Below are 20195 nucleotides of genomic sequence, written 5' to 3' on the forward strand. Positions count from 1 at the left end.
AGGTCGTAGAGCGAGCCATCGACATCGGAGTCAGGAATGCCCCGGCCCCGGGGAGAGATTCTCGCGGGGCCGGGCGTTCCCCACCCGCTGCCAGAGGATCACGTCCTGGAGAGGTCGCCATGTACCGCAGCGTCAACGACGCCTTGCTGCTCAGAGCCGCCGTACTCCGCCCCGACCAACTCGGCGGATGGCCCGACCTGACCGGAAGTCAACCAACGGCCGGTTGGCGGCCGTGGCTGACCGAGACGTTGGCCATTCCCGGCTTCGCGGCAGCCCTGTCCCACGCCTCCCCGGACCTTGCCGAGCGGGCCACCGCCGCCGTCAACGGCAGCTTGTCGCACACCGACACTCGGCGAGTGCTGCTTGCGGTCATGCGCTACCTGCTGCGCGCCACCACCCGGGCCACCCCGTACGGCCTGTTCGCGGGCGTTGCCCCTGCCACGGCGAGCCGCAACGGTCACCTCCGGTGGGGCACCGCGCACCGCCCGGTCGCGCGCCTCCAGTCTTCCTGGCTCGCCGCCGTCCTCGACGCACTGGAGTCCGACGTCCGGCTCCGCCCGCATCTGACGGTGTGCGCGAACAACCTCCTGGTTCAGCGAGCAGACACGGTGGTGCTGGAGTATCGCGCCGCCACGAACGACCCCCAGGGCGCGCCGGCCCATCTGCGGATCAAGGCCAACGACGTGCTCCGCACTGCTCTGGCGTTGGCTGCCGCACCGATCCGATGCGCCGATCTGATCGGCAAGCTGACCGCCGACGGCACGGCGCCGCGAGAAGGCGTAGAACGGTTGATCGGCCAGATGGTGGCGCAGCGGCTGCTGGTGACCAGCCTTCGCCCACCGTCGACCGAGACCCACCCCGTGACGCACATCCTGGACCAGGTGGAGGCCGCCGCAGCCGAAGGCGTCGACGTGAGTGACCTCCTTGATCCGTTACGTCGAGTTCGTGATCTCCAGGTCCGACACCATCGTGCACCGGACGAGGCAACGGCTGACGCACTCCTGCGAGACCTTCGCGAGGCCGTCGCCCTGATGCACCCCGGGAAAGCGGTCGGGATTGACCTGCGGCTGGACTGTGACCTCGTGGTACCGGCGACGGTGACGGCTGAGGCAAGCCGAGCCACCGCCGCGCTGACCCGCCTTGCCCGATCGGCATCGGCCGGATGGCGGGACTGGCATGCACGGTTCTTGGACCGGTACGGCTTGCACGCCCTGGTCCCTGTCCTGGACGCGATCGATGCCCAGGTGGGTCTCGGCTACCCGCACGGCTTCACCGGTGAACCCGCCGACACGGCGTCCGCACTCACCGACCGAGACCAGCGGCTGCTCGCCCTGGCGCAACGCGCCGCCCTGCACCACGAACACGAGGTCATCCTCGACGACGCCCTCCTGGAGGCACTGGCCGGCACCGCACCCACCGAGATCCTCCCGACCGCCGAACTCACCGTGCGCGTCCACGCCGACTCGCTCCAGGCCATCACTGATGGCAACTTCCACCTGTCGATCGTGCGGGCATCCCCTCAGGCGTTCTCGACCGCAGGCAGGTTCCTGGACATACTCGGCGAAGCCTCCCAAAACCAGGTGGCGACCAGCCTCGCAGGCAGCCCACCAGCCAGCGCCGGAGCGTTGCTGGCTCAACTGTCTGCGGTCACCCGCTACACCATCAGCTTGGACGTCAACCGCGCCGCCCAGGTCCTGCCGCATCTGATCCCGGTCGGCGAGTACCACACCCTGACACCGGAAACGATCGGTGTGGACGACATCGCGGTCACCGCCGACGGGCAGCGTCTGCACCTGGTGTCGATCTCCCGCCGTCGGGCGCTCCAACCGGTCGCAGTCAACACGGTCGAGCCGGTACGTCACGCTCACCCGCTCACCCGCTTCCTTGCTGAGGCACCCGTGGCCCTGGCTACCCCCTGCTCGCCGGTGGAGTGGGGACCAGCATCCAAGCACCTGCCGTTCCTGCCCGCGCTGCGCTACGGCCGGACCCTGCTCAGCCCCGCGCGCTGGCTCCTGAGCGACGCCGACCTGCCCGACCGGACGGCCGTCTGGCAGCGATGGGACAAAGCACTCACCACCTGGCTAGAAACGGTCGGTTGCCCCGCCGACGTCTCACTCGGCGTCGGCGACCAAGCTCTCAGCCTCGACCTAAACGAGCCTGCTCACCGAGCGCTGCTGCGCGACCATCTCACCCGCAACCCCACCGCCCTGCTACGGATCATCCCCGACGGCGACGCCTGGATCGGCGGGCACCGGCACGAGGTCGTCATCCCGTTGATCGCCACCACCCTACGACCATCGGCGCCCCGGCTCGCCGGCCCAACCGTCGATGTCCGTGATCACAGCATCGTGCCCGGCAGCGACCACCACTACCTGAAGATCTACGCCCGGCCCGAGCAACAGACCACCATCCTGACCTCCCACCTACCCTCGCTTCTGGCCGAGCAGCCGGACGCGGGAAGGTGGTGGTTCCTGCGCCACGCCGACCCCGAGCCGCACCTACGGATCCGGATCAGCGGCCTGCCCATCGAAGCCGTCACCGGTTGGACCCGAGAGCTGGCCGACGCCGACCTGACCCGCCGAGTCCAATGGGACACCGACTTCGGCGAGCCCGGCCGCTTCGGTAGCCCGGCCGCCTACCAGGCGACGACAGACGTGTTTGCCGCAGACTCCGCAGCCGTACTCGCTCAGTTGGCCGTCACCGTGCGGCGGGCCGCCTCCGACTGGCGGGCATTGACCGCCGCGAGCATGGTCGACCTCGTCACGGCCGTCATCGGCGACCCGAACCAAGCCCTGCGATGGCTGATCACCCGCACCCGCGCGCACCGACCCGCGCCATCACGACAGGTCTACGACGAGGCGATCCGCCTGGCCAACCCGCACGACCGCTGCGCCGTGGCACCGATGCCCGGCGGCGAGAACCTGATTGACCGCTGGGCCGAGCGCCGGCAAGCCCTGGCCGCCTGGCGCGACCGCTTGCCCGCGATCAGCGCCGTCTCGCCGGTCGAGCTGCTGCCCGACCTGCTGCACCTGCACCACGTACGCGTCGCCGGACTCGACCTCGACAGCGAACGAGCCTGCCTCCACCTCGCCCGCGCCGCCGCGCTGAGCTGGACGACAAGGAGCACCCCATGACAACCCCCACGACCACCATCAACCCCCTCGACGTACTCACCGCGGTCTGCGACAGACTCGCCGATCCCGCCGCCGTCGGCCCGTCGCCCGACGGCCGGACCCGGCCGCAATCATTGGCCGGAGGCGCGGCCGGCATCGCCCTGCTGCACATCGAACGGGCCGTCTCCGGACACGGCGACGAAGCCACAGCCCATCGCTGGATACGCGCCGCAGCCAGCGAGCCGGTCAGCATCGGCCGGAACTCCGACCCGTTCCACGGCGCCCCCGCCCTGGCGTTCATGCTGCACACCGCCCGTCCGCTGGGCGGTTACCGCCGCGCCTACACCAGCCTCGACACCGCCACGATCGCCCTGACCCGTCAACGACTCGCGGCTGCCCACGCCCGCATCGACCGCCGTGAGCCACTGACCATGTACGAGTTCGACCTGGTTCACGGCCTGACCGGACTCGGCCTCTACCACCTGCACGCTCACCCCGACCATCCCGTCAGCGGCGAGGTGGTCGGCTACCTCGCGCGCCTCACCGAACCCCTCGGCGACCACACCGGCACACCTGCGTGGTGGCTGCCCTCCGGGCTCGCCGGCACACCCGACCCCGACTTCCCGCACGGTCACGGCAACATCGGCGCCGCCCACGGCGTCAGCGCCGTCATCACCTTGCTGGCCCACGCGATCCTCCACGGCCACGACACCCCCACAGCCCGCAACGCCCTCGACGAACTGTGCCGCTGGACCGATCTACATCGCCAAGACGACCCCGCCGGCATCTGGTGGCCGGGATACGTCACCCCCGGCACCGACCCGAAACGGCACCGGCCCTCCTGGTGCTATGGCACCCCCGGCATCGCCCGTGCCCAGCAACTCGCCGGACTCGCCCAACGCGACACCACCCGTCGACAACACGCGGAGAACGCGATGCTCGCCGTCCTGCACGACGCCGTCCAACGCGATCGGCTCCCCGAGATCGGCCTCTGCCACGGTAAAGCCGGACTACTGCAATCCGCCTGCCGCATGGCTACCACCAGCACCGACACCCACCGTGCGGCCCAGCTCACCGCCCAGCTACCCGACCTGACCGCCGAACTCACCAACCAGCTTGCCACCGAGACCCACGACATTCCCGAGCTGATGGACGGCACGGCCGGAGCCGCGCTCGCGCTGCACACCGCCGCGACCGGCACCTCGGCCACCGGCTGGGACGCCTGCCTCGCTCTGAACTGAACAAAGGACGCGCTGATGACGGCAACCGAATGGCGGCAAGTCACGATCACCTTTCCTGACCCCTCTACCGCAGCGCAGGCAGCCAGCACCCATCTCGCGCCGATCCTGGCCGAAGCCGAAGCGCACCAGCTCATCACGACCTGGTTCTACGTACGCAAAGGCGACTGGCGGCTGCGCTTCCTCACCGTCGCCACGATTGACGCCGACCGTTACCTGACCAGCGAGCTGGAACGACTCACCCGCGACAACCGAATCTGCGGTGCCGTCCCCGGCAACTACGAACCCGAAACCTGCGCCTTCGGCGGCCCCGCAGCCATGGACATCGCCCATCAGCTCTGGCACCACGACAGCCGCCACCTTCTGACCCGCGACAACGGCCACACGACCAAACATGAACGCGAGACATCGATCATTCTTCTGGCGGCGATGACCCGAGCTGCCGGCCTCGACTGGTACGAGCAAGGCGACGTGTGGGCACGCGTGGCCGATCACCGAGACCAGCCTCAGCCCGACCGTATCGATTCCCTGCTGAACGCCGCACGAAGGCTCCTCACCGCGGATCCGGCCATTCTCAGGAAGCAAGCACCGTCGGCCGGCTACGACACCGTGATCGAGGCATACACGTCCGCTGGCGAATCCCTCCGGCGCCTCAATCAGACCGGCCAGTTGCACCGCGGCTTACGAGCCACCCTCGCCCACCACGTGATCTTCGCCTGGAACCGGCGCAGCATCCCCAGTCTGCAACAGGCGGTCCTCGCCGCCACCGCCAAGGCCGTCGTCTTCGGCCCCGACCCCACGCACGGTGAACTCATGCCAGGCGGTGCCCCATGAACCCGATCATCGCCCGCAGATTCCCGCTCGTCGCGCGGCCCCGGCCCGCCTGCACGCCCTTGACCCAGCGGGTATCCGATCTTCAAGAACGCGCGGGCCTCGCCGAACAGCATGGCGACGTGGCGTCAGCGACCGCAGTCTTCAACCTCGCCGCCCTCATCGCATCCGACTGCGGCCTACCCGACCTGGCCCGCACCTGGTGTCACCGGCTCGCCGCCGTCGCTCTCGCCCACGACAGCGACCCCCAACACGCCCTCGAACCCATCGTCAACCTCGCCCGCCTCCACATCCGCGCCGGCGACGGCCCAGCCGCATGGGCCCTGCTGGAGACACTCTTTCAGGCCATCGACACCCGCACCGACACCACGATCGACGGCGTCACCATCCCCGCCACCCTTCTCACCGACACACCCGAGACCCACCTCAAAACGCGGACCTGGCTATGGACCGTTCTGCTCGGCACCGGCGCCCACGCCCTCGCCACCGCCGGCCGATGGGACGAAGCGAGCCAACATCTCAGCCGATACAAAGGGGTCGGGGCGCGCATGTTCGATGGCCGACAGGTCACCGTCATCGCCCACATCATGGCGGGCCGCAACGAACAGGCACGCGCGATGCTCGACGCAACCCAACCAGGCGAACCAGGGGAAGACGCCGTCACCGCCTGCCTGTCTCTATGCGTGCCCGCCGACGACCCGACCGACCTGGCGACCGCCGCGCTGACCGCCTACCACGCACTCGGCCCCGCCGAGTCCGGCCTCGCCGTCTTCTACATCCGACTCGGCCTCAGCGTCATCGACGCTCTCGACAGCGGGCATCCTGCCAGGGAGCAGATCGCCGTGAACCTGATCCGCCACGCGGCGTCTGACGGCTATGCCGCCCGCGATCTCCTGGCCTACCCCGGACGTCTCGGCATCGCCACCACCCGACAGATCGACCAACTCACCGACCTAGTTTCCGACTGCGGCCTCGCTCTCGGACACATGACTGCGGTCCACATCGCCGCGCTCAACGGCGCCCTCGATACCGCCCAATCGGTCATCGTGTGCCAGAGGCGAAGGCAGGCACACCTGCCGGTGTAGAAGCTCCATCCCAGTTTCGACCTTCCGACGTAAGTCCGACCCCACCCGCCTACGGCAGCTTCCCGGGTAGACGAAACGATGCCGCTCGAACTACTGCTCGACTCGCGGACCGCCGAAGAGTTCATGTACACGTGGCCAGACACGCCTCAACTGCTGACACTTCCCGCCGACGGCCGAGCGCTGACGCGCATGATCAGCGCCAACACCATCATCGACAGCGGCGACTTCCCGCCATCCGACGTCAACGTCGTCAAGTGCCAACGACGGCTGAAATTGACCCCCTGCGTGATCTTGGTTTGGCGGCAGTGTGGCTGATAAGCGTCTGGTTTATAGGCTTGCCCGCTTTGAGTGGCTTCCGGCGGCTGGTCCGTAGTCGCCGTGACGCTCCTGCCACTCAAAGGGCTGAGGACGCCGGAGCCTTTCCTCTCCCCCCGCAGGACCAAGCCAGTAACGACCGCGCGGAACTCGGCAGAGCCAAACGCTAGCCGGGCCACACGCTGCCAACGGATGTTGGCGAAGGGGTATCCCGTAGGATTCGTTTCGCCTAGCCAGGTAGTCTTCCCCCTGCGGGCCGCTAGCTCAATGGCAGAGCTGAGGACTTTTAATCCTTAGGTTCGGGGTTCGAATCCCCGGCGGCCCACCTTTCTGAACTGCGGAAACAACGTTTTGAGCATCGAAGTTTGTCGTTTGATGTCGCTCCGTTTTGACGGTCATGGAGCGACCAGGATCGACTCAGCTGGCTTGGCGGATGACGCGTGGCACCAGCGCCGTTGCGGCTTCGGCCTTGGCCCGTTCAGTTTCCAGCTCCTGGATGACGGACGTGTACGTGTCTGAGGTGATGGTGATCGTGGAGTGCCCGAGCATGTCCTTGATGTCGTTCAGGTCGGAGCCGGATGCCTTCAAGAAGGTCGCGGCGCAGTGGCGCAGGTCGTGTAGCCGGATCGGCGGCAGACTGGATTTCTCGATGAGGTCGTCGAAGCGTTTGGTGACGGTGTCGGGGTGCCATGGCGACCCGTCGGGTTGTACGAAGACCAGGCCTGCGCGGATCCAGGTCGGTCCGGACACGAGTTGCCATCTCGCGCGGCGGGCCAGGTGGGTGCGGGTGATCGCGGTGGTGGTCTGGTCGAAGGTGACGGTCCGGTCGCCGGCTTCGGATTTGACCTTTCTGGTGATGGGTTGGTAGCCGTCGGTGGTGATCTGCTGGCTGATGACCGCGGTGCCGAGGTCAAGGTCGAGGTCGAGGTCGCGCAGGCCGACCGCTTCGCCGCGGCGTAGACCGCGGTGGAGCATGAGGGCGTACATCGGGTAGAGCAGGATGTCGTGGTCTTCGGCGTAGTCCAGGAATCGGCCGGCTTGTTCCGGGGTCCACACCATGACCGGGCTGGGCTTCTGGCCGGTGGCCTTCCAGTGTTTGACGGCCGCTGCTGTCCACACCCTGGCCTTGGGGCGTTTCCCGGAGGGTAGTTCGATGTGGGCGGCGGGGTTGAACTCGATCAGCCGGTGCACGCGGATGGCATCGTTGAGTGCTTTGCGCAGGGTGGCGCGGATACGGTGCATCATCGCCGGTCCGGTGATGCGCTGTCCTTTGACGCTGGCACGCAGGGCGGGGTCGTCGCTGTCACGGGCCGTTTCAATCTCGATGTTGCGGTCGGCGATCGCGGTGAACATGGCCTTGATGTGACCGACGCCGAGCTTTTCGATAGTGAGGTGCCCGAGGTGCGGTTCGAGGTGGTTGCGGATGTGGCTGTCGTAGGAGCGCCGGGTTCCCGGTGCGATGCTGCGGCCGGTGAGCCATTCGCGCAGGTAGTCACCGAGCAGCAGGGCTGTGGTGGCGGGGATGCCGGCTTTGACCCGGCGGGCGATCATGGTGCGGTCGGGCAGCGGGTCGGTCGGTTTGAGCTGGTCGAGTAGGTCCCCGATCTCGATGGTGAGGTCGCGGTTGTCACCGGCGAGGGCGAGCAGGCCCAGCACGCTGTCGCGTTCCTTGGCCGCGGTGTCGCGGCTGTCGAAGCGGTAGCGGCGCATTGGGCGCCGCTCGCCGTCGGCGGTCTTGGGTAGTTCGAGTTGGTAGGCCCAGCGGCCGTGGGTGGGGTGCCAGGCGCCGCCGGGGCGGCGCAGGTTCGGGCATCGGCTACCGAGGCGTTTGCCGCTCAGATCCTTGCACCCGCAGTGCTTGAAGACGGAACCTTCCGCCATGGTCGATCCTCCAGGATGTTGATGTCGGCGCAGCCCAGCAGGGGGCTGGCTGCGGATTTCCTGTCGTTAATCCACGCTCGATGAGCCGTGGATGGTCAAGTCGTTCGGTGACGTGGTCCGGTCCCGTCTGCGGGTGGCATCTGCAGTGCGGTGATGATCGCCGCGACGGGCACCCGGTAGCGGGATCCGAAGCGAAGGACGGGGACCGGGAACTCGCCGAGTTGGATGAGCTCGTACGCCCGAGACCGGTTGATCTTGAAGATGCTGGCGGTGGTGGGCACATCGGTGACGGCGCCGAGCGCGCGGATGCGTTCCTCGGTCCAGAGTGTGTCGTCGGGCGTGCGGCCGGTGAGGTCAGCGCTCATCGCTCAGCAACCCCCAGCCGAGTCGTTCCGGGGCAGCCAGGTGAGACGGTGATGTGCCCGGCCAGCACCAGCACCAGCACCAGCACCAGCACCAGCACCAGCACCAGCGAGGTTCTCCGCCCGTGCCGTGCAGTCGGCTGTAGACGACGGCCTGCCCTTCCACCGTGTCGGCAGGTCGGCACGGCGGCGGTACGGCCTTTCGTACCGAGGCGTGCGGGAAGAACGACTGGCAGGCCACGGCCAGGCTGTCGTCAAACGCGGCGCGTAACGTGACCGCTCGCTCGACCGGGACGGGCCCGTCCCGGTTTCCGCGGCGATGACCGCCGTAGGCGTCGCCTCGTCGGACAACCCTGCCTTGTGGTATAGACGGCCGCTGGCCACGGCGACCTGGCGCTGTCGCTCGCAGTGCCCGCCGCGGCCGGGACGGTCTGACACCCCAGGCCCTGGGCATGTACATGGGGTGCACGCCGGGTTCAGACCGCGGACATGCGCGGGAAGGTGTCAGCGACCACCGCGGAGCATGTTCGCCGGATAGACAGGGGTCGTGACCTGCGGTGTCATTGAGGTGTCAGAGCGATGTGCAAGCCTCGCTGGCGTCATGGACTGACACCCCTGCGGCGTCTCCATCGGCCAACGGGGCCACCAGTGCAACATCGAGGAAAGGGCACGTGACACCGCACTGGCCTGCCGTCGGACCGGCGGCTGGCTGCACTGTCACGTGAGGGCAGCGTTGTTCAGTACGGTGACCCAGCTGCCACCCGCAGCCGGGCGTCTCAGGTGCGCGGTGGCAGAGCACGGCAGAGGTGGCACGCGGCGATGGCCGCGGCTCGCAACGGGGGTCAGCGCCCGGGCGGCCGGGCTCGAATGGCCGCCGCGGTCCCAGTGGTGGCTGGGTCGCAGCCCGCGTGCCATGACCTTGGCGACACCGGGGTGTCACAGCGTCGATGGCGCCGAACCGGAACGGGTGTCAGCGCCGCGCTCCGGCTTCGGCTTTCGGTTTTGCTGATAACAGGGGCGGGTGTCGCTGGCAACGCCGAATGGTGATCCAGGCGGATTTTGACTGGACAGCGTGGTGTCAGAGGTTGGTGTCATTGCGGTGTCAGAGCGGTAGGCGTTCGTCAGCTCTGACACATCGCGTTTGGTAGGTGTAGGACCGAGGGGCGTCGCCCGCTCCACGTTTCACCCACGCATCCGCTTCTCATGCTGGCGGGCGGGAGATGGCCTCGACCGCCATCGTCACCCGCACCCGGTCACGGGGCTGCCGTACCCGGCCCGAAGGTCGGAGCCGCCGCGGACCGCCGATGGCCACCTCGGGACGGCCTGCCTGACGACGCCGTGACGGCACCATGCCGTCCCGGGGTGTCGGGTCAGCGGTAGACCGTGCCGGCCGGACGTCGAGGCCGTCACTGCTCCGTTGGGGCACCAGACCTTCTCGTCTTGGGGTCAGTGCGGGTGCCCGTGTGCGGGTCAGTCTCCGGGTCCGTCTTCAGACGGACCCGGAAACGGACACTGTTCGGCCCTGTGTTCGCAGCACAACTGCCAGGTGACAGAACCCGGCGCAGCTCAGGAACACCAACTCGGTGTTCCCACCGCCCCATCTCCGGAAGGTACCTCCCGTGTCTGATCGTGTCCTGCGTGTCCAAGCAGCCCTCAGCCCCCGCGACCACCTGCTTCTGCAGTGGCTGCGTGACCACGGGGTGCTGACCACCCCGCAGATCGCCCACGCCCTGTTCCCGTCGTTGGACTTCGCCCAACGCCGCCTGCAACGCCTCATCGGCCACGAGGTCGTCGACCGGTTCCGGCCACTACGGCAAGGCGGCGGCTCCTACCCCTACCACTACGTCATCGACCAACTCGGTGCCGAAGTCGTCGCCGCGCAACGCGAGCAACCCAACCCACGCCCCGGCTACGCCCGCGACAACCGCCGACGGTGGACCTCCGCCCGCATCCTGCCGCACCGCCTGGGCGTCAACCAGTTCTTCACCGACCTCGCCGGACACGCCCGCACCCACCCCGACTACCAACTCCTGCGCTGGTGGTCGGAAACCCGAAGCAGCAAGACCGGGGCCTTCACCCGCCCCGGCGAAACCATCTCCGCGCAGGCATTCAAAACCCCGATCCGGCCCGACGGCCACGGCATCTGGGCCCACCACCATCGGCAGGTACCGTTCTTCTTCGAGTACGACACCGGCGGCCCTGGAGGCGAACCCCTCACCGAACTGCTGCGCAAACTCGCCGGCTACGAACGCTTTACCATCCATGGCGGGCCTCGCTGGCCCATCCTGTTCCGCCTGCACTCCACCGAGCGCCAAACCAACCTGCACAACCTGCTCGCCGACACCCCGACCCAGATGCCCGTCGCCACCGCCGTCCTCACCGACACCACCCCCGACGCTGCCAGCCCGGCCGGACGATCCTGGCGACTGCACCGACACCCCGGCTTGCTCACCCTCGCCGAGTTCGCCGACGTCATCCCCGACCTCGACGCCCCCACCGACCCCAGCGACTAACGACGCACCAGCCCGCACCCGAACGCCGAGCCCGGTGCTCGAACCCGCGGCAGCGCCAGTACTACACCCGGCACCGACGCCGCCGTACCGACATCACCCCCAGTCCCCACTGCCCTCACCGTGCGCACAAGCTAGTGGTGGTTCGCCGCCGACAGAGAGCACCGCCGCCCTCAACGGCGACGTGTTTGGGGAACTTGCCGTTCTTACTGAGCGTGAGAGAACTTCTTCCGCAGCGGGACACTCTTTCTGCGCCCAGGAGAGCCAGCCGGTGTCTTCGCTGTAGTGCTTGGGCAGTTTCTTGTCCTTCCTCAGCGACAATCGCAGGCAGCAAGCCTCACAGTGAGCCACAAGGTCAGTTCCCTTCTGCTGTTTTAGCCTGCCGGCCGATCGCCAGCAGCTGGGCGATGGAGGCCGGCGGCTCGCCCAGCTCGGGCAGCTGGTCGACGCCGTTCAGCAGCCGTCCCAGCTGCGGATACAGGTGTGCCAGCTGCCGAATGTTGCGCATCTTCCCGGCGGCTTCCAAAGCGATCAGGCCGCGATGGGCCATGCTCAGCGCCCCATAGTCCAAGGGCTCGCGGTAGCTGGCGACCCAGCCGTCGAAGACGCTGGTGTGCTGCGGCAGCGCCAGGTAAGCCAGCTGGTACGGGGGACGGATTGCGCCGATCGCGCCCTGCAGCAGCAACTCGCGCTCGCCGACGGGCAGCACGAGCGGGGCGCTCTGGTTGAGGCTGCCCTGGTGGACAGCCCGGTTGAGTTCAGGGTGCTGGGCGACGGTCGCGTCGACCAGCCGGCCGAAACTCTCGGCCCACACGACCGTGTGACCGTTGGTGGTTCCATCCGGGTAGACGGTGGCCTTGCCGTTCACGCCGATGCCGCCGTAGCGCCGACCATCCTTGGTGACTTCCACGTAGGCGGCCATCGTCTCGGCGGCGAAACCGAGGTGCCGCAGCGCGCCAACGATCTGCTCGCACACGGGCAGGCAGGCGTTGACGATATTGCCGCTGAGCTCAAGGTGGACCACCGTCAGCACGGCGTACAACGGCAGCGCCTCGATCGGACCCTTTACCAGCGAACCGAGCATCGGGCTGCCTGCCGCGGCAGGCAGCACCGGCGACTCCGGATCAAACGCCGGCCGCGACGACGGCGCGGTCATCCGAGCCGCCGGGATCGGCCGGCGAACCGGCTCACGCCGCTGCCGTTTCGTGTTCCGCTTACTCACCGGGCTCACTCCAGTCAGGACGTCCGCTCCGCGGCACCACGCCGGGAGGTCGCCCTATTGCACGCTACGTCACCATCGCGACACCCTTCGATGTATTGCGTCGACCTAATCAGTTCGTCCGCGGCTTTGCCGCACACGACCTCTGCCGAATTGCCGCCAGCCGTTAGCGGCGCGCCGCTAGCATCATCCGATGGTCCTTGCGGCAGATTGAGGGACAGCCCTGGACGTCGTCGACCCATCCCTGCGGCGGCCGCGGGGCTGCACCACCGGGCGGGCACTAGCTTTCATCGTCGAACTCCCCCGCAGAATAAGCCGATCAGCGTGTCGTCGGGTCCGGCGAGGTGACGTCCTTGCAAGCCGGCTGGGTTTTGGTCGGCCCGAGAAGTGGTCAAGTTTGCGGGGTTCCGACGCTCTCGATGTCGATGGACGCCAGGGGGACGTCCTGCTTAGGGAGGTGGCGCTCAAGGATCAGGATGTCTTCGCCGCAGCCGACGATGGCTGCGGGTCTTGTTTGCGGGTCGTGAACTGCACGGTGTTGGACTGACTGATGTAGGTCGCGGCGTGCCGGCCGTAGACGCCGCGGGTGGTGTCGTCGTCGGTTTTGTAGGTGATGCGCCAGGTGATGCCGAGTTCACGAAGTTCGCGCAAGACACGCCGGACGTCGTCTTCGTCGGTCCAGTCGGCGGTATAAACGACGATGACTCTGCGGGTTGGGTCGGTCTGGTGTGGGTTGGGGCGTGCGGTGGCGACTTCGGCAGACGGACCGAGCTTTCCTTCCAGCACGGCTTGGCTGATGATCTTCCAAAAATGGTCGACGTAGCGGACCGGCACGAACACCAGCCATTTTCCGGCAGCGCCGTCGGCTCCTGAAGCTCGCTCGGGGGCCTGGACGGTGATCCACCAGTCATCGATCGTCTCGCTGGGAAGCTGCTCTATCTCCGGCATCAGCATCTCATCCTTGCGGTCTCGCGGAGTCCACATGAGGCTACGTCGCTTCCGCGGTTGGGCGCCGCCCTGTCGGCTGGCTGCTGATGATTCGCGGCAGCGCCCGGCCGTGCGTGCCGTTGCGCGGTCACCTAGATGGGTGACCTATGAGTTGCTATCGCCCCATCTGGCCGCTCTCCTCGACTTCGGCATCGGAAATTGTCAGAGGGTCCGTTTATGGTGGCCCGCGTGTCGTTGTCTGCTGTGAAGGCGGCCCGCCGTCGTCGTGATCAAGCTGTCACCGCGTGCTGCCTCGCCGCCGCGGCTCTGGGCGATCCGGATCTCTCCGGTCATCGCCGGAGCAAGATGCTGATGAACTGCCTCGGCGCGTTGACCGCCACGTTCGTGGTGGGTGAGGCCCCGACGATGGCGCAGTTCCGGCGTGGGTTGCAGGGCCGGCTCGGTGATCTGCTGCCGTACGAGGTGCGCGTTGAAGGTCTTGATGACGTCGTGCTTCTTGACGATGTCGGGCAGATGAGTGACGAGGCTTGGGATCTGGCCGCCGAGCATTCCGTGCCGTCAGCCGCGTTCGAGGAGCACTGGCCGTGGGCGCGGGTCGCCACGGAGCAGGAGGAGCGGCGCCTTTTCGAGGTGATGCGTCGGATGCCCCAGGCTGACTACACGCGTGCCCGGGAGTTGCTAGTGGAGGCCCCGTCGGGTGATCTGCGCAAGTTGCGCCGGACGTGGGACAACCTGTGGGGTCGCGTTGAGCCGTATGAGCCGATCGTGCAGTGGAACTGGTGTCAGCTTCAGGGGTTTTGGTTTCCCTGCCCGGCCTGCCGGTGGCCGATGCGGGTGACGGTGCACGGCACGGTTGCGGATATCCGCTGCGAGGCGCACGCCCGGGCGGGTATCTCCTACACCTGTCGGGTGGGAGGTTTCTCTGACCGGGCTCCAACCTTGCATCCCGCCGGGCACGATGCGCCGAGGGTGCGTGGTGTCCACGCGACTGCGGAGTGCCTGGCGGTGTCTCGCGCTGTCTGGCGGTACGTGACGCTGCCCGGCATGTTGGAGTGCGAGCTGCGTGATCATGCCCGTGCGCAGGGTGCCGAGGTCACGATGTGGCCGCACAAGGACCGGTACGACCTGAAAATCACGCTCGGGGCCAGGGTGTGGAAGGTCGATGCGAAGGCGTGGGCATCCCCTGTCGCGTTGGCGGACGCGTTGCGGGAGAGGGAGTCTCCCGAGCCGGGCTTGATCATCGTGATCCCGGATCATCAGCGCAGCAGTGCGTCACTCGTGGCCGATGCGATTCGGCCGGCGGGCTATCGCCTCATGGTGATGGCGGACATCAAGGCGGCGATCGTCGAGGCCGGCAGGGAGACGCGATGACGCTGCGGCAGTTGTGCACTCAGATCGCCTGCGCGTTCGCGGAGGAGTTCTTCGGTTTCCGCGGGCAGGACGGCCGGACCGTCGTGCCTTTGGATCAGGCCGCGGTTATCGCTGCCGGGCGTCTCGACCTGTGGTCGGATTGGCCAGATCAGTCGGAGGACACCCGGCGGATGGTGGGTCAATTCCTGCGGATGCGGCATAACGAGCTTGGCTCGCCGCGCCGATTCATGGAGGCGGCGCGCAACCTGCGGGCCAATCCGAACGGCCCGTATCAGGTTCCGGAGACTGTGCCGGAAAGTGCCATCAAATTCGTCGTGGCCCGGCACGGTCAGCACCCTCTTGATCTGGCCGGGCGGCTGCTGGAGGAAGCGGAACGCAGATACCGGCAGGCGCGAGCCCCGTTGCCGGCGGCAGAGCCTGGCCGTTGGCAGTTCGGCTGGCGTGGCGAGTCGGTCGTCGAGCTTCCGATCACGGTGCGGGACGCCAGGATCGCTCCGGTCGTTCTCGACACCACGCCCGCGTTGCCGTCGATTAAGATCAGCCTGGCTGACTTGCAGGATCTCGCCGCTGAGCTCGGCCGGGCCGATGCCACGACCTGGCGAACTCCGCTGGTCGACGAGCTGTTCGCCAAGCTCCGCGACGTCGGTGATCTACCGGTGTCCGAGCTGCTGCTACGAGCTGGCGGCATCCGGCTGCTGAATGCCCCGACCGGTGTCGGCAAGACCGTCCTGACTCACCTGCTGGCTATCTATCTCAGGCGGCTACACATCCCGGTCGCGATCGTGGTGGGCACCATCGACGACGCTGCGAGCACCTCGGAGAAGATCGAGCAGGAGATCGCAGCCGCGCACCTTCTCGCCGTGTCCATTCAAGGCTCGTTGCAGACGCTGGAGGAAGGTGGCCGCTGTGTCGCGCTGGTTTCACCGCGGCGGTTGCAGGAGAAGGCGACCACAGCGGCCGACCGCGGCGATTGGGACCGGTTCGACAAGCTCGCCTACGGCTGCGCCCTCACCTCTTTGGTCGTCGACGGCCCGCCTCCGGCGGTCGCAGACGAGCCTTGTACCTCGCTGCGGCCCCAGACCGAGACCGGCGGCGTGGCCCGGGCGACACGCCGGCGTCGGAATGATGAGGAGCCAGAACGGTTCGCGTGCCCGTTCTTGAGCACGTGTGGCCGGCACCGCGGCTTCCATGACGCCGTTGAGGCCGACATCCTCGTCACCAACCACCACAACATGATCAGCGGATCGGTTCCCGTTCCGGTCCGCATCGACGGCCTGGACTACAACCGGATGTCGGTGCTCGAGTTCTTGATGCGCCGGTTCCCGGTGTTGGTAGTCGATGAGGTCGACGCGATGCAGAGCATCATGTTCGACGTCGGCGCCAGCCAGTTGGTGCTGGCCTCCCGCGGCGGCTTCCAGGAACTGCCGTTGTCGCAGCTCGACAGTCAGCGCACGATGTTGCTGGCCACCGAGGACCGGGAGGTGCTGCCCCCGCTGTCACGGACCCGGTTCCTGGCCGACCAGTTCCTCAACTACGTGCTGGAAAACGAAATCTGGTTGGAGGACGACCCCGACCGGGCCGGCTCCGGCTGGCATGTCCCCAACTCCAAGGACCGGATGCTGCTGCTGGCTCTGTTCGGCATCGACAAGGCCGCCGAGGAGGTGCCGCCGGAGATCTACGAACAGTTCAACGCGCTGTTCCCGGACACCCGCGAGGAGAACGGCGGTCCGTTGCCACGCCGGATGCGCGAGGTCGCCCGGCTACTGCGATCGCTGGTCAGTAACGACACCGGCCGCGACCGGCTCAGAGACATCAAGAACGGCCTGCACCTCACGTTGCGCCGGCGGGTCCGCGACCGCAACCAACGCCGTGACGTCGTCAACGCTCTGCTGATTCGCACCTGGCTCGGGGCGCTGCAGCAGTCGTTGACCCGGTTGACCTTCGCGGCATCCTCGGGCGACACCGACCTGCCCGCTGCCCGGATGATCGCTGAGAAGCTGGGCAACTTCGTGCAGCACGCCACCATCCCGTACGGCCCGCTAGGCTACTTACTCTTCGGGTTCCGGGTCGACAAGGTCACCGACCCGTTCCCGCAAGGCAGCCTGTCCGTCCAGGCGATCGGCGGTGATCCGCACACCACCGTCGCCCAGTTGGGCGGCACTGTGGCACTGGCCACCGCTGGAGTTCCCCGGATCGTGCTCGGCCTGTCGGCCACCGCGTTCTTCCCGCTGGCCGCCCGCGAGCACATCAAGGCCGAGGTCACCTATGCGATGACGGATGCGGCCCCTGGCGCATTCACCACTCGGGCCGGGAAAGCCCTCGACCAGGCCTACGCACCGATCCATATCGGTGGCCTGGCCGAGGCACGCAAGCCCGACATGCTGCGCGAACTCGGGCGCAGCCTGTGGGAACAGCACCTGGACCAACATTTGCGCCGGATCGCCGCGACCGATCCGGCCCGGGAACTGTGCATGCTCGTCGGCAACTCCTACAAGCATGCGGCGCTGCTGGGCGCGGGAATCGCCGCGAACATCAGCGTGCCGGAATGGGTGGCGGTGGTGGTCTCCAACGATCCCCGGGCGCGCACGGTGCCGCTGCCGCACGGGGTGGTCCAAGTCCTGGTTGACGATCTTGAATCGCTGCCCCGCGACCATCCTGAGGTGAAAGTTGTCATCGCGCCGCTGAGCCGCGTGGCGCGGGGACTGAACATCCTCATCCCGGGCGACCACCGGTCGGCGTTGTCGTCGATCTGGGTATGCGTGCGCCCGCCCAACCAGCTGACCACCGACTCGGCCGAGATGTTCGCCAGCGTCAACTCCTATGCACTGGAAATCGGGGTACCCGGCCCAGACCCGGCCGCAGTGCTGGAGGAGCAACGGCAGGCCGCATATCGGCGGCTGTTCCGGCTGTTGACCAGCGATCCTCGCTTCAGCCGACTCCCCAAGGTTCTCAAGGCCGAGGCGATCGCGGGCATGCTGGTCGACCTGATCCAGCTGGCCGGCCGTGCCCGCCGCGGTGGCACCGCAGTCGAGCTGTATCTGGTCGACGGCGCGTTCCACGACCCGACCTTCGGCAGTGACCTGCCCGGGCTGCTGCGCTTCTACTACGAAAGCCTCTCTCCAGCCGACCAGCGGGCGCTGGCGCGCATCTACGGCTCCACGCTGATCTCCTGGCTCGATTTCGCCGGCATCAACCAGACACCGAAGGGCCCCTGATGACCACCGGCCGTAACAAGCTGCACCTGCTGGCCTACCCGCTCACTCCAGAGCTGCACGGTGTCGTGCACATTTACCGCTTCCCCGAGCGGGTCACCGACGTATGGGGGCATCTGCTCGACCGGTACCAGCAGCTGACCGGCTCGGACGGCAACCTGCCGTACGCGGGGCTGTGCACCGCCCTGCGGGCCGTCGGCCGGACCTCGGTCAACGTCCACCCGACGACCCGTAACGATCCGCCCCGATTCATGGTCAGCCGTCGGCAGCTGCATCCCGAGGACATCCGCGACGCGGTCACCATTTGGGAACAGGCCCTGCTCGGCCTGCCCGAGGAACAGATCGGCTTCTCCTACCCCAGCGAACTGGCTGACCTGCTCGCCGGCGTGGAACCCGAACCGGTCGGCCTCGGCGAACAGCTCACCTGGGAAGGTGACCAGCCGAACGCCCCAGGGTGGGTGTGGGACGCCGCCACCTGGGAGGCCGCCGAACGGATCTCTGGCCGCCCCTGGATCATCGACGGCACTGAGGTCACGTTCAGCCACGACACCGACGGCAACGCGCAGGTCTGGGATACCGAGAGGCTGTTCACTGGCCATTGGAGGAAGACGCCCGAGGACCTGCACTACGCCACCCTGCGCATTCAGCTGTCCATGAAGACGCTGCCCTGGATGCGCCATCCGATCCTGATCGCTGACCCCGGCGTGACTTGGTATAGCCGCTGGCTCAGCTCCGCCCGCACCGGGTGGCTTGCTCAGGCGAACCCCGACGACCCCCTGCTGTCGCTGGCCTTCCAGGGCCGCGGCGCCGCCACCCGCATCGAGCACACCAGCGACCTGGCGCTCACCGTTTGGTCCCGGCTGCGCGGCGAAAACCTCATCCGCTCCGAGGACCGCGACCTCACCGGAATTCCCGGCCGACTACGCACCGCGGTCCCCAAGACCGTGCGCTTCTCCATTGGGCGGGGTGTCGGCATGTACACCGTCCGGGAGCTGAGCAGCCGTATCGCGGACGCCCTGCGCGTAGAAAATTTGACCGCCAGTAACGTCGCCGGGCACCGCTTCTCAAAGGCCGCACGCCGACAGACCGTCCAGGGGCGCGACAGCGACCTGCTGCACGACGACACCCTGCCCGCGATCATCGCGGCCTCCGGCTGCCAGCGGCTACGGGTCGTCGTGCTCTACAGCGAGCAGCACACCCGCGCCCGCATGCAGCGGCTGCTCGCCTACCACTTCAACCGGCCAGACCTGGCCGAGACCGGTATACCGGAAGGTCAGCCAGTTCCCGTCGGCCCTAATGTCGAGATCGTCTTCTTCCACGCCGCCCGACTGCTGGGGCACGGCGAGCACACCGAGCGCGCAGCCTTGCTGACCAAGGTGCCCCATCTCGACGCTCCGGACGGAACCCGGCTGCTGGCCCTCTGCGAGACCGAATACGACGCCAAGGTGTGGGCGGCACAGCGCAAGTCCTCCCGCCAGAAGGACAGCGTCGTCAAAGACCCCGATCTCACCGACGCGAAACCCCGCTTGAGCCGGCTGCTTGCCCAACAGGAGATCCTCGGCCAATTCATCCGGACAAAATCGGCTCCAACCGGCGAGGCCGAGCCCGATGATGACGTCGCCGATGTCGATGAACTCGTCGATGAGGAGGACGACAGGGATGGGGCCGAGGATGTTGAGGCTCCGCCCGAGGACGACGCCCTGACATCCCTCGGCAAAGCCTTGAAAAAGGACCATGAAGGGCATGCTGCCGTCGCTGACCTGTTGCGTGCCGGGGGTCTGGTGCACCCACGCCTGACCCGGGCGCTCAGCTTCGGCCGATGCGGGCTCTCTGAACCGGTCGCCTTCGTCGGCCTCCACGTCCGCGAACAGCGCGGGAAGAAGAGCTTCGCGGCAAAAAAGAAGATTAGCTGGTCTCTGGTCGCATTCATTCCCGACGGTGAGAACTGGAACGTCAAGGCTTACCAGGCCAAACGGCACCCTCGCGGTGGCGCTAGACACCTTTTGCGGTCAGGGTCTGGCTGGTGCCGGTGGTGAAAGGCCGGTTCCGGTGAAGAAGGCGTCGATCAGTCCGGCTCGGTATTGCATGCGGTTGAGCCGGTTCTTCACGG

13 protein-coding genes and 1 tRNA gene are annotated in these 20195 nt (G+C 67.4%); 10 read left to right on the forward strand and 4 right to left on the reverse strand.

Annotation, left to right across the window (positions count from 1 at the left end):
- The first annotated feature begins 119 nt into the window (after positions 1-119).
- The 6 genes from EER30_RS44525 to EER30_RS44550 all read left to right on the forward strand — a co-directional run bounded on the left by EER30_RS44525 (position 120) and on the right by EER30_RS44550 (position 6907).
- On the forward strand, positions 120-3134 hold the full coding sequence (locus tag EER30_RS44525) for a lantibiotic dehydratase (protein ID WP_164842752.1): 3015 nt from the start codon (positions 120-122) through the stop codon (positions 3132-3134).
- The gene (locus tag EER30_RS44530) at positions 3131-4354 is read left to right on the forward strand and encodes a lanthionine synthetase C family protein (protein WP_127508694.1); all 1224 of its coding nucleotides are present in this window, start codon (positions 3131-3133) and stop codon (positions 4352-4354) included. Before EER30_RS44525 ends, EER30_RS44530 begins: the two co-directional genes overlap by 4 nt.
- A gap of 15 nt (positions 4355-4369) precedes the next feature.
- On the forward strand, positions 4370-5185 hold the full coding sequence (locus tag EER30_RS44535; protein WP_127508697.1) for a thiopeptide-type bacteriocin biosynthesis protein: 816 nt from the start codon (positions 4370-4372) through the stop codon (positions 5183-5185).
- The gene (locus tag EER30_RS44540) at positions 5182-6267 is read left to right on the forward strand and encodes a hypothetical protein (RefSeq protein ID WP_127508701.1); all 1086 of its coding nucleotides are present in this window, start codon (positions 5182-5184) and stop codon (positions 6265-6267) included. Before EER30_RS44535 ends, EER30_RS44540 begins: the two co-directional genes overlap by 4 nt.
- 78 nt (positions 6268-6345) lie before the next feature.
- Entirely contained in the window at positions 6346-6582 is a 237-nt protein-coding gene (locus EER30_RS44545) for a hypothetical protein (protein WP_127508703.1), read from the forward strand.
- Between the two features lie 253 nt (positions 6583-6835).
- Positions 6836-6907, forward strand: a tRNA-Lys gene (locus EER30_RS44550).
- A gap of 92 nt (positions 6908-6999) precedes the next feature.
- On the opposite strand, the gene EER30_RS44555 is transcribed toward EER30_RS44550, so the two are convergent.
- Positions 7000-8463: a tyrosine-type recombinase/integrase gene (locus tag EER30_RS44555; RefSeq protein WP_127508706.1), complete on the reverse strand. Its 1464-nt coding sequence runs from the start codon at positions 8461-8463 to the stop codon at positions 7000-7002.
- Between the two features lie 95 nt (positions 8464-8558).
- Positions 8559-8828 carry a DNA-binding protein gene (locus tag EER30_RS44560; RefSeq protein WP_127508709.1) on the reverse strand — a complete coding sequence of 90 codons (270 nt, stop codon included), beginning with the start codon at positions 8826-8828 and terminating at the stop codon, positions 8559-8561.
- 1616 nt (positions 8829-10444) lie between these two features.
- Here EER30_RS44560 and EER30_RS44570 point away from each other — a divergent pair.
- On the forward strand, positions 10445-11338 hold the full coding sequence (locus tag EER30_RS44570; protein WP_127508710.1) for a replication-relaxation family protein: 894 nt from the start codon (positions 10445-10447) through the stop codon (positions 11336-11338).
- A 352-nt stretch (positions 11339-11690) separates the two neighbouring features.
- Here EER30_RS44570 and EER30_RS44575 read toward each other — a convergent pair whose 3' ends face one another.
- Entirely contained in the window at positions 11691-12491 is an 801-nt protein-coding gene (locus EER30_RS44575) for a hypothetical protein (protein ID WP_127508713.1), read from the reverse strand.
- A 534-nt stretch (positions 12492-13025) separates the two neighbouring features.
- Positions 13026-13508 (reverse strand): putative phosphothreonine lyase domain-containing protein, encoded by a 483-nt coding sequence (locus EER30_RS44580; RefSeq protein WP_164842753.1) that lies wholly within the window; start codon positions 13506-13508, stop codon positions 13026-13028.
- Positions 13509-13730: 222 nt separating this feature from the next.
- On the opposite strand from EER30_RS44580, the gene EER30_RS44585 reads away from it, so the two are divergent.
- From EER30_RS44585 to EER30_RS44595, 3 genes are read left to right on the forward strand one after another with little or no spacing between them, the layout of a single operon-like run.
- A complete protein-coding gene (locus EER30_RS44585; protein ID WP_240670718.1) occupies positions 13731-14873 on the forward strand; it encodes a restriction endonuclease-related protein in 1143 nt (380 codons plus the stop codon).
- Entirely contained in the window at positions 14870-18088 is a 3219-nt protein-coding gene (locus tag EER30_RS44590) for a hypothetical protein (protein ID WP_240670719.1), read from the forward strand. The genes EER30_RS44585 and EER30_RS44590 overlap by 4 nt, the downstream gene beginning before the upstream one ends.
- Positions 18088-20121, forward strand: a complete 2034-nt coding sequence (locus EER30_RS44595; RefSeq protein WP_127508720.1) for a pPIWI_RE module domain-containing protein — start codon at positions 18088-18090, stop codon at positions 20119-20121. Before EER30_RS44590 ends, EER30_RS44595 begins: the two co-directional genes overlap by 1 nt.
- Positions 20122-20195: the final 74 nt, after the last annotated feature.

This window comes from Actinoplanes solisilvae (assembly GCF_003999975.1).
GTDB classification, from domain to species: Bacteria; Actinomycetota; Actinomycetes; order Mycobacteriales; family Micromonosporaceae; genus Actinoplanes; species Actinoplanes solisilvae.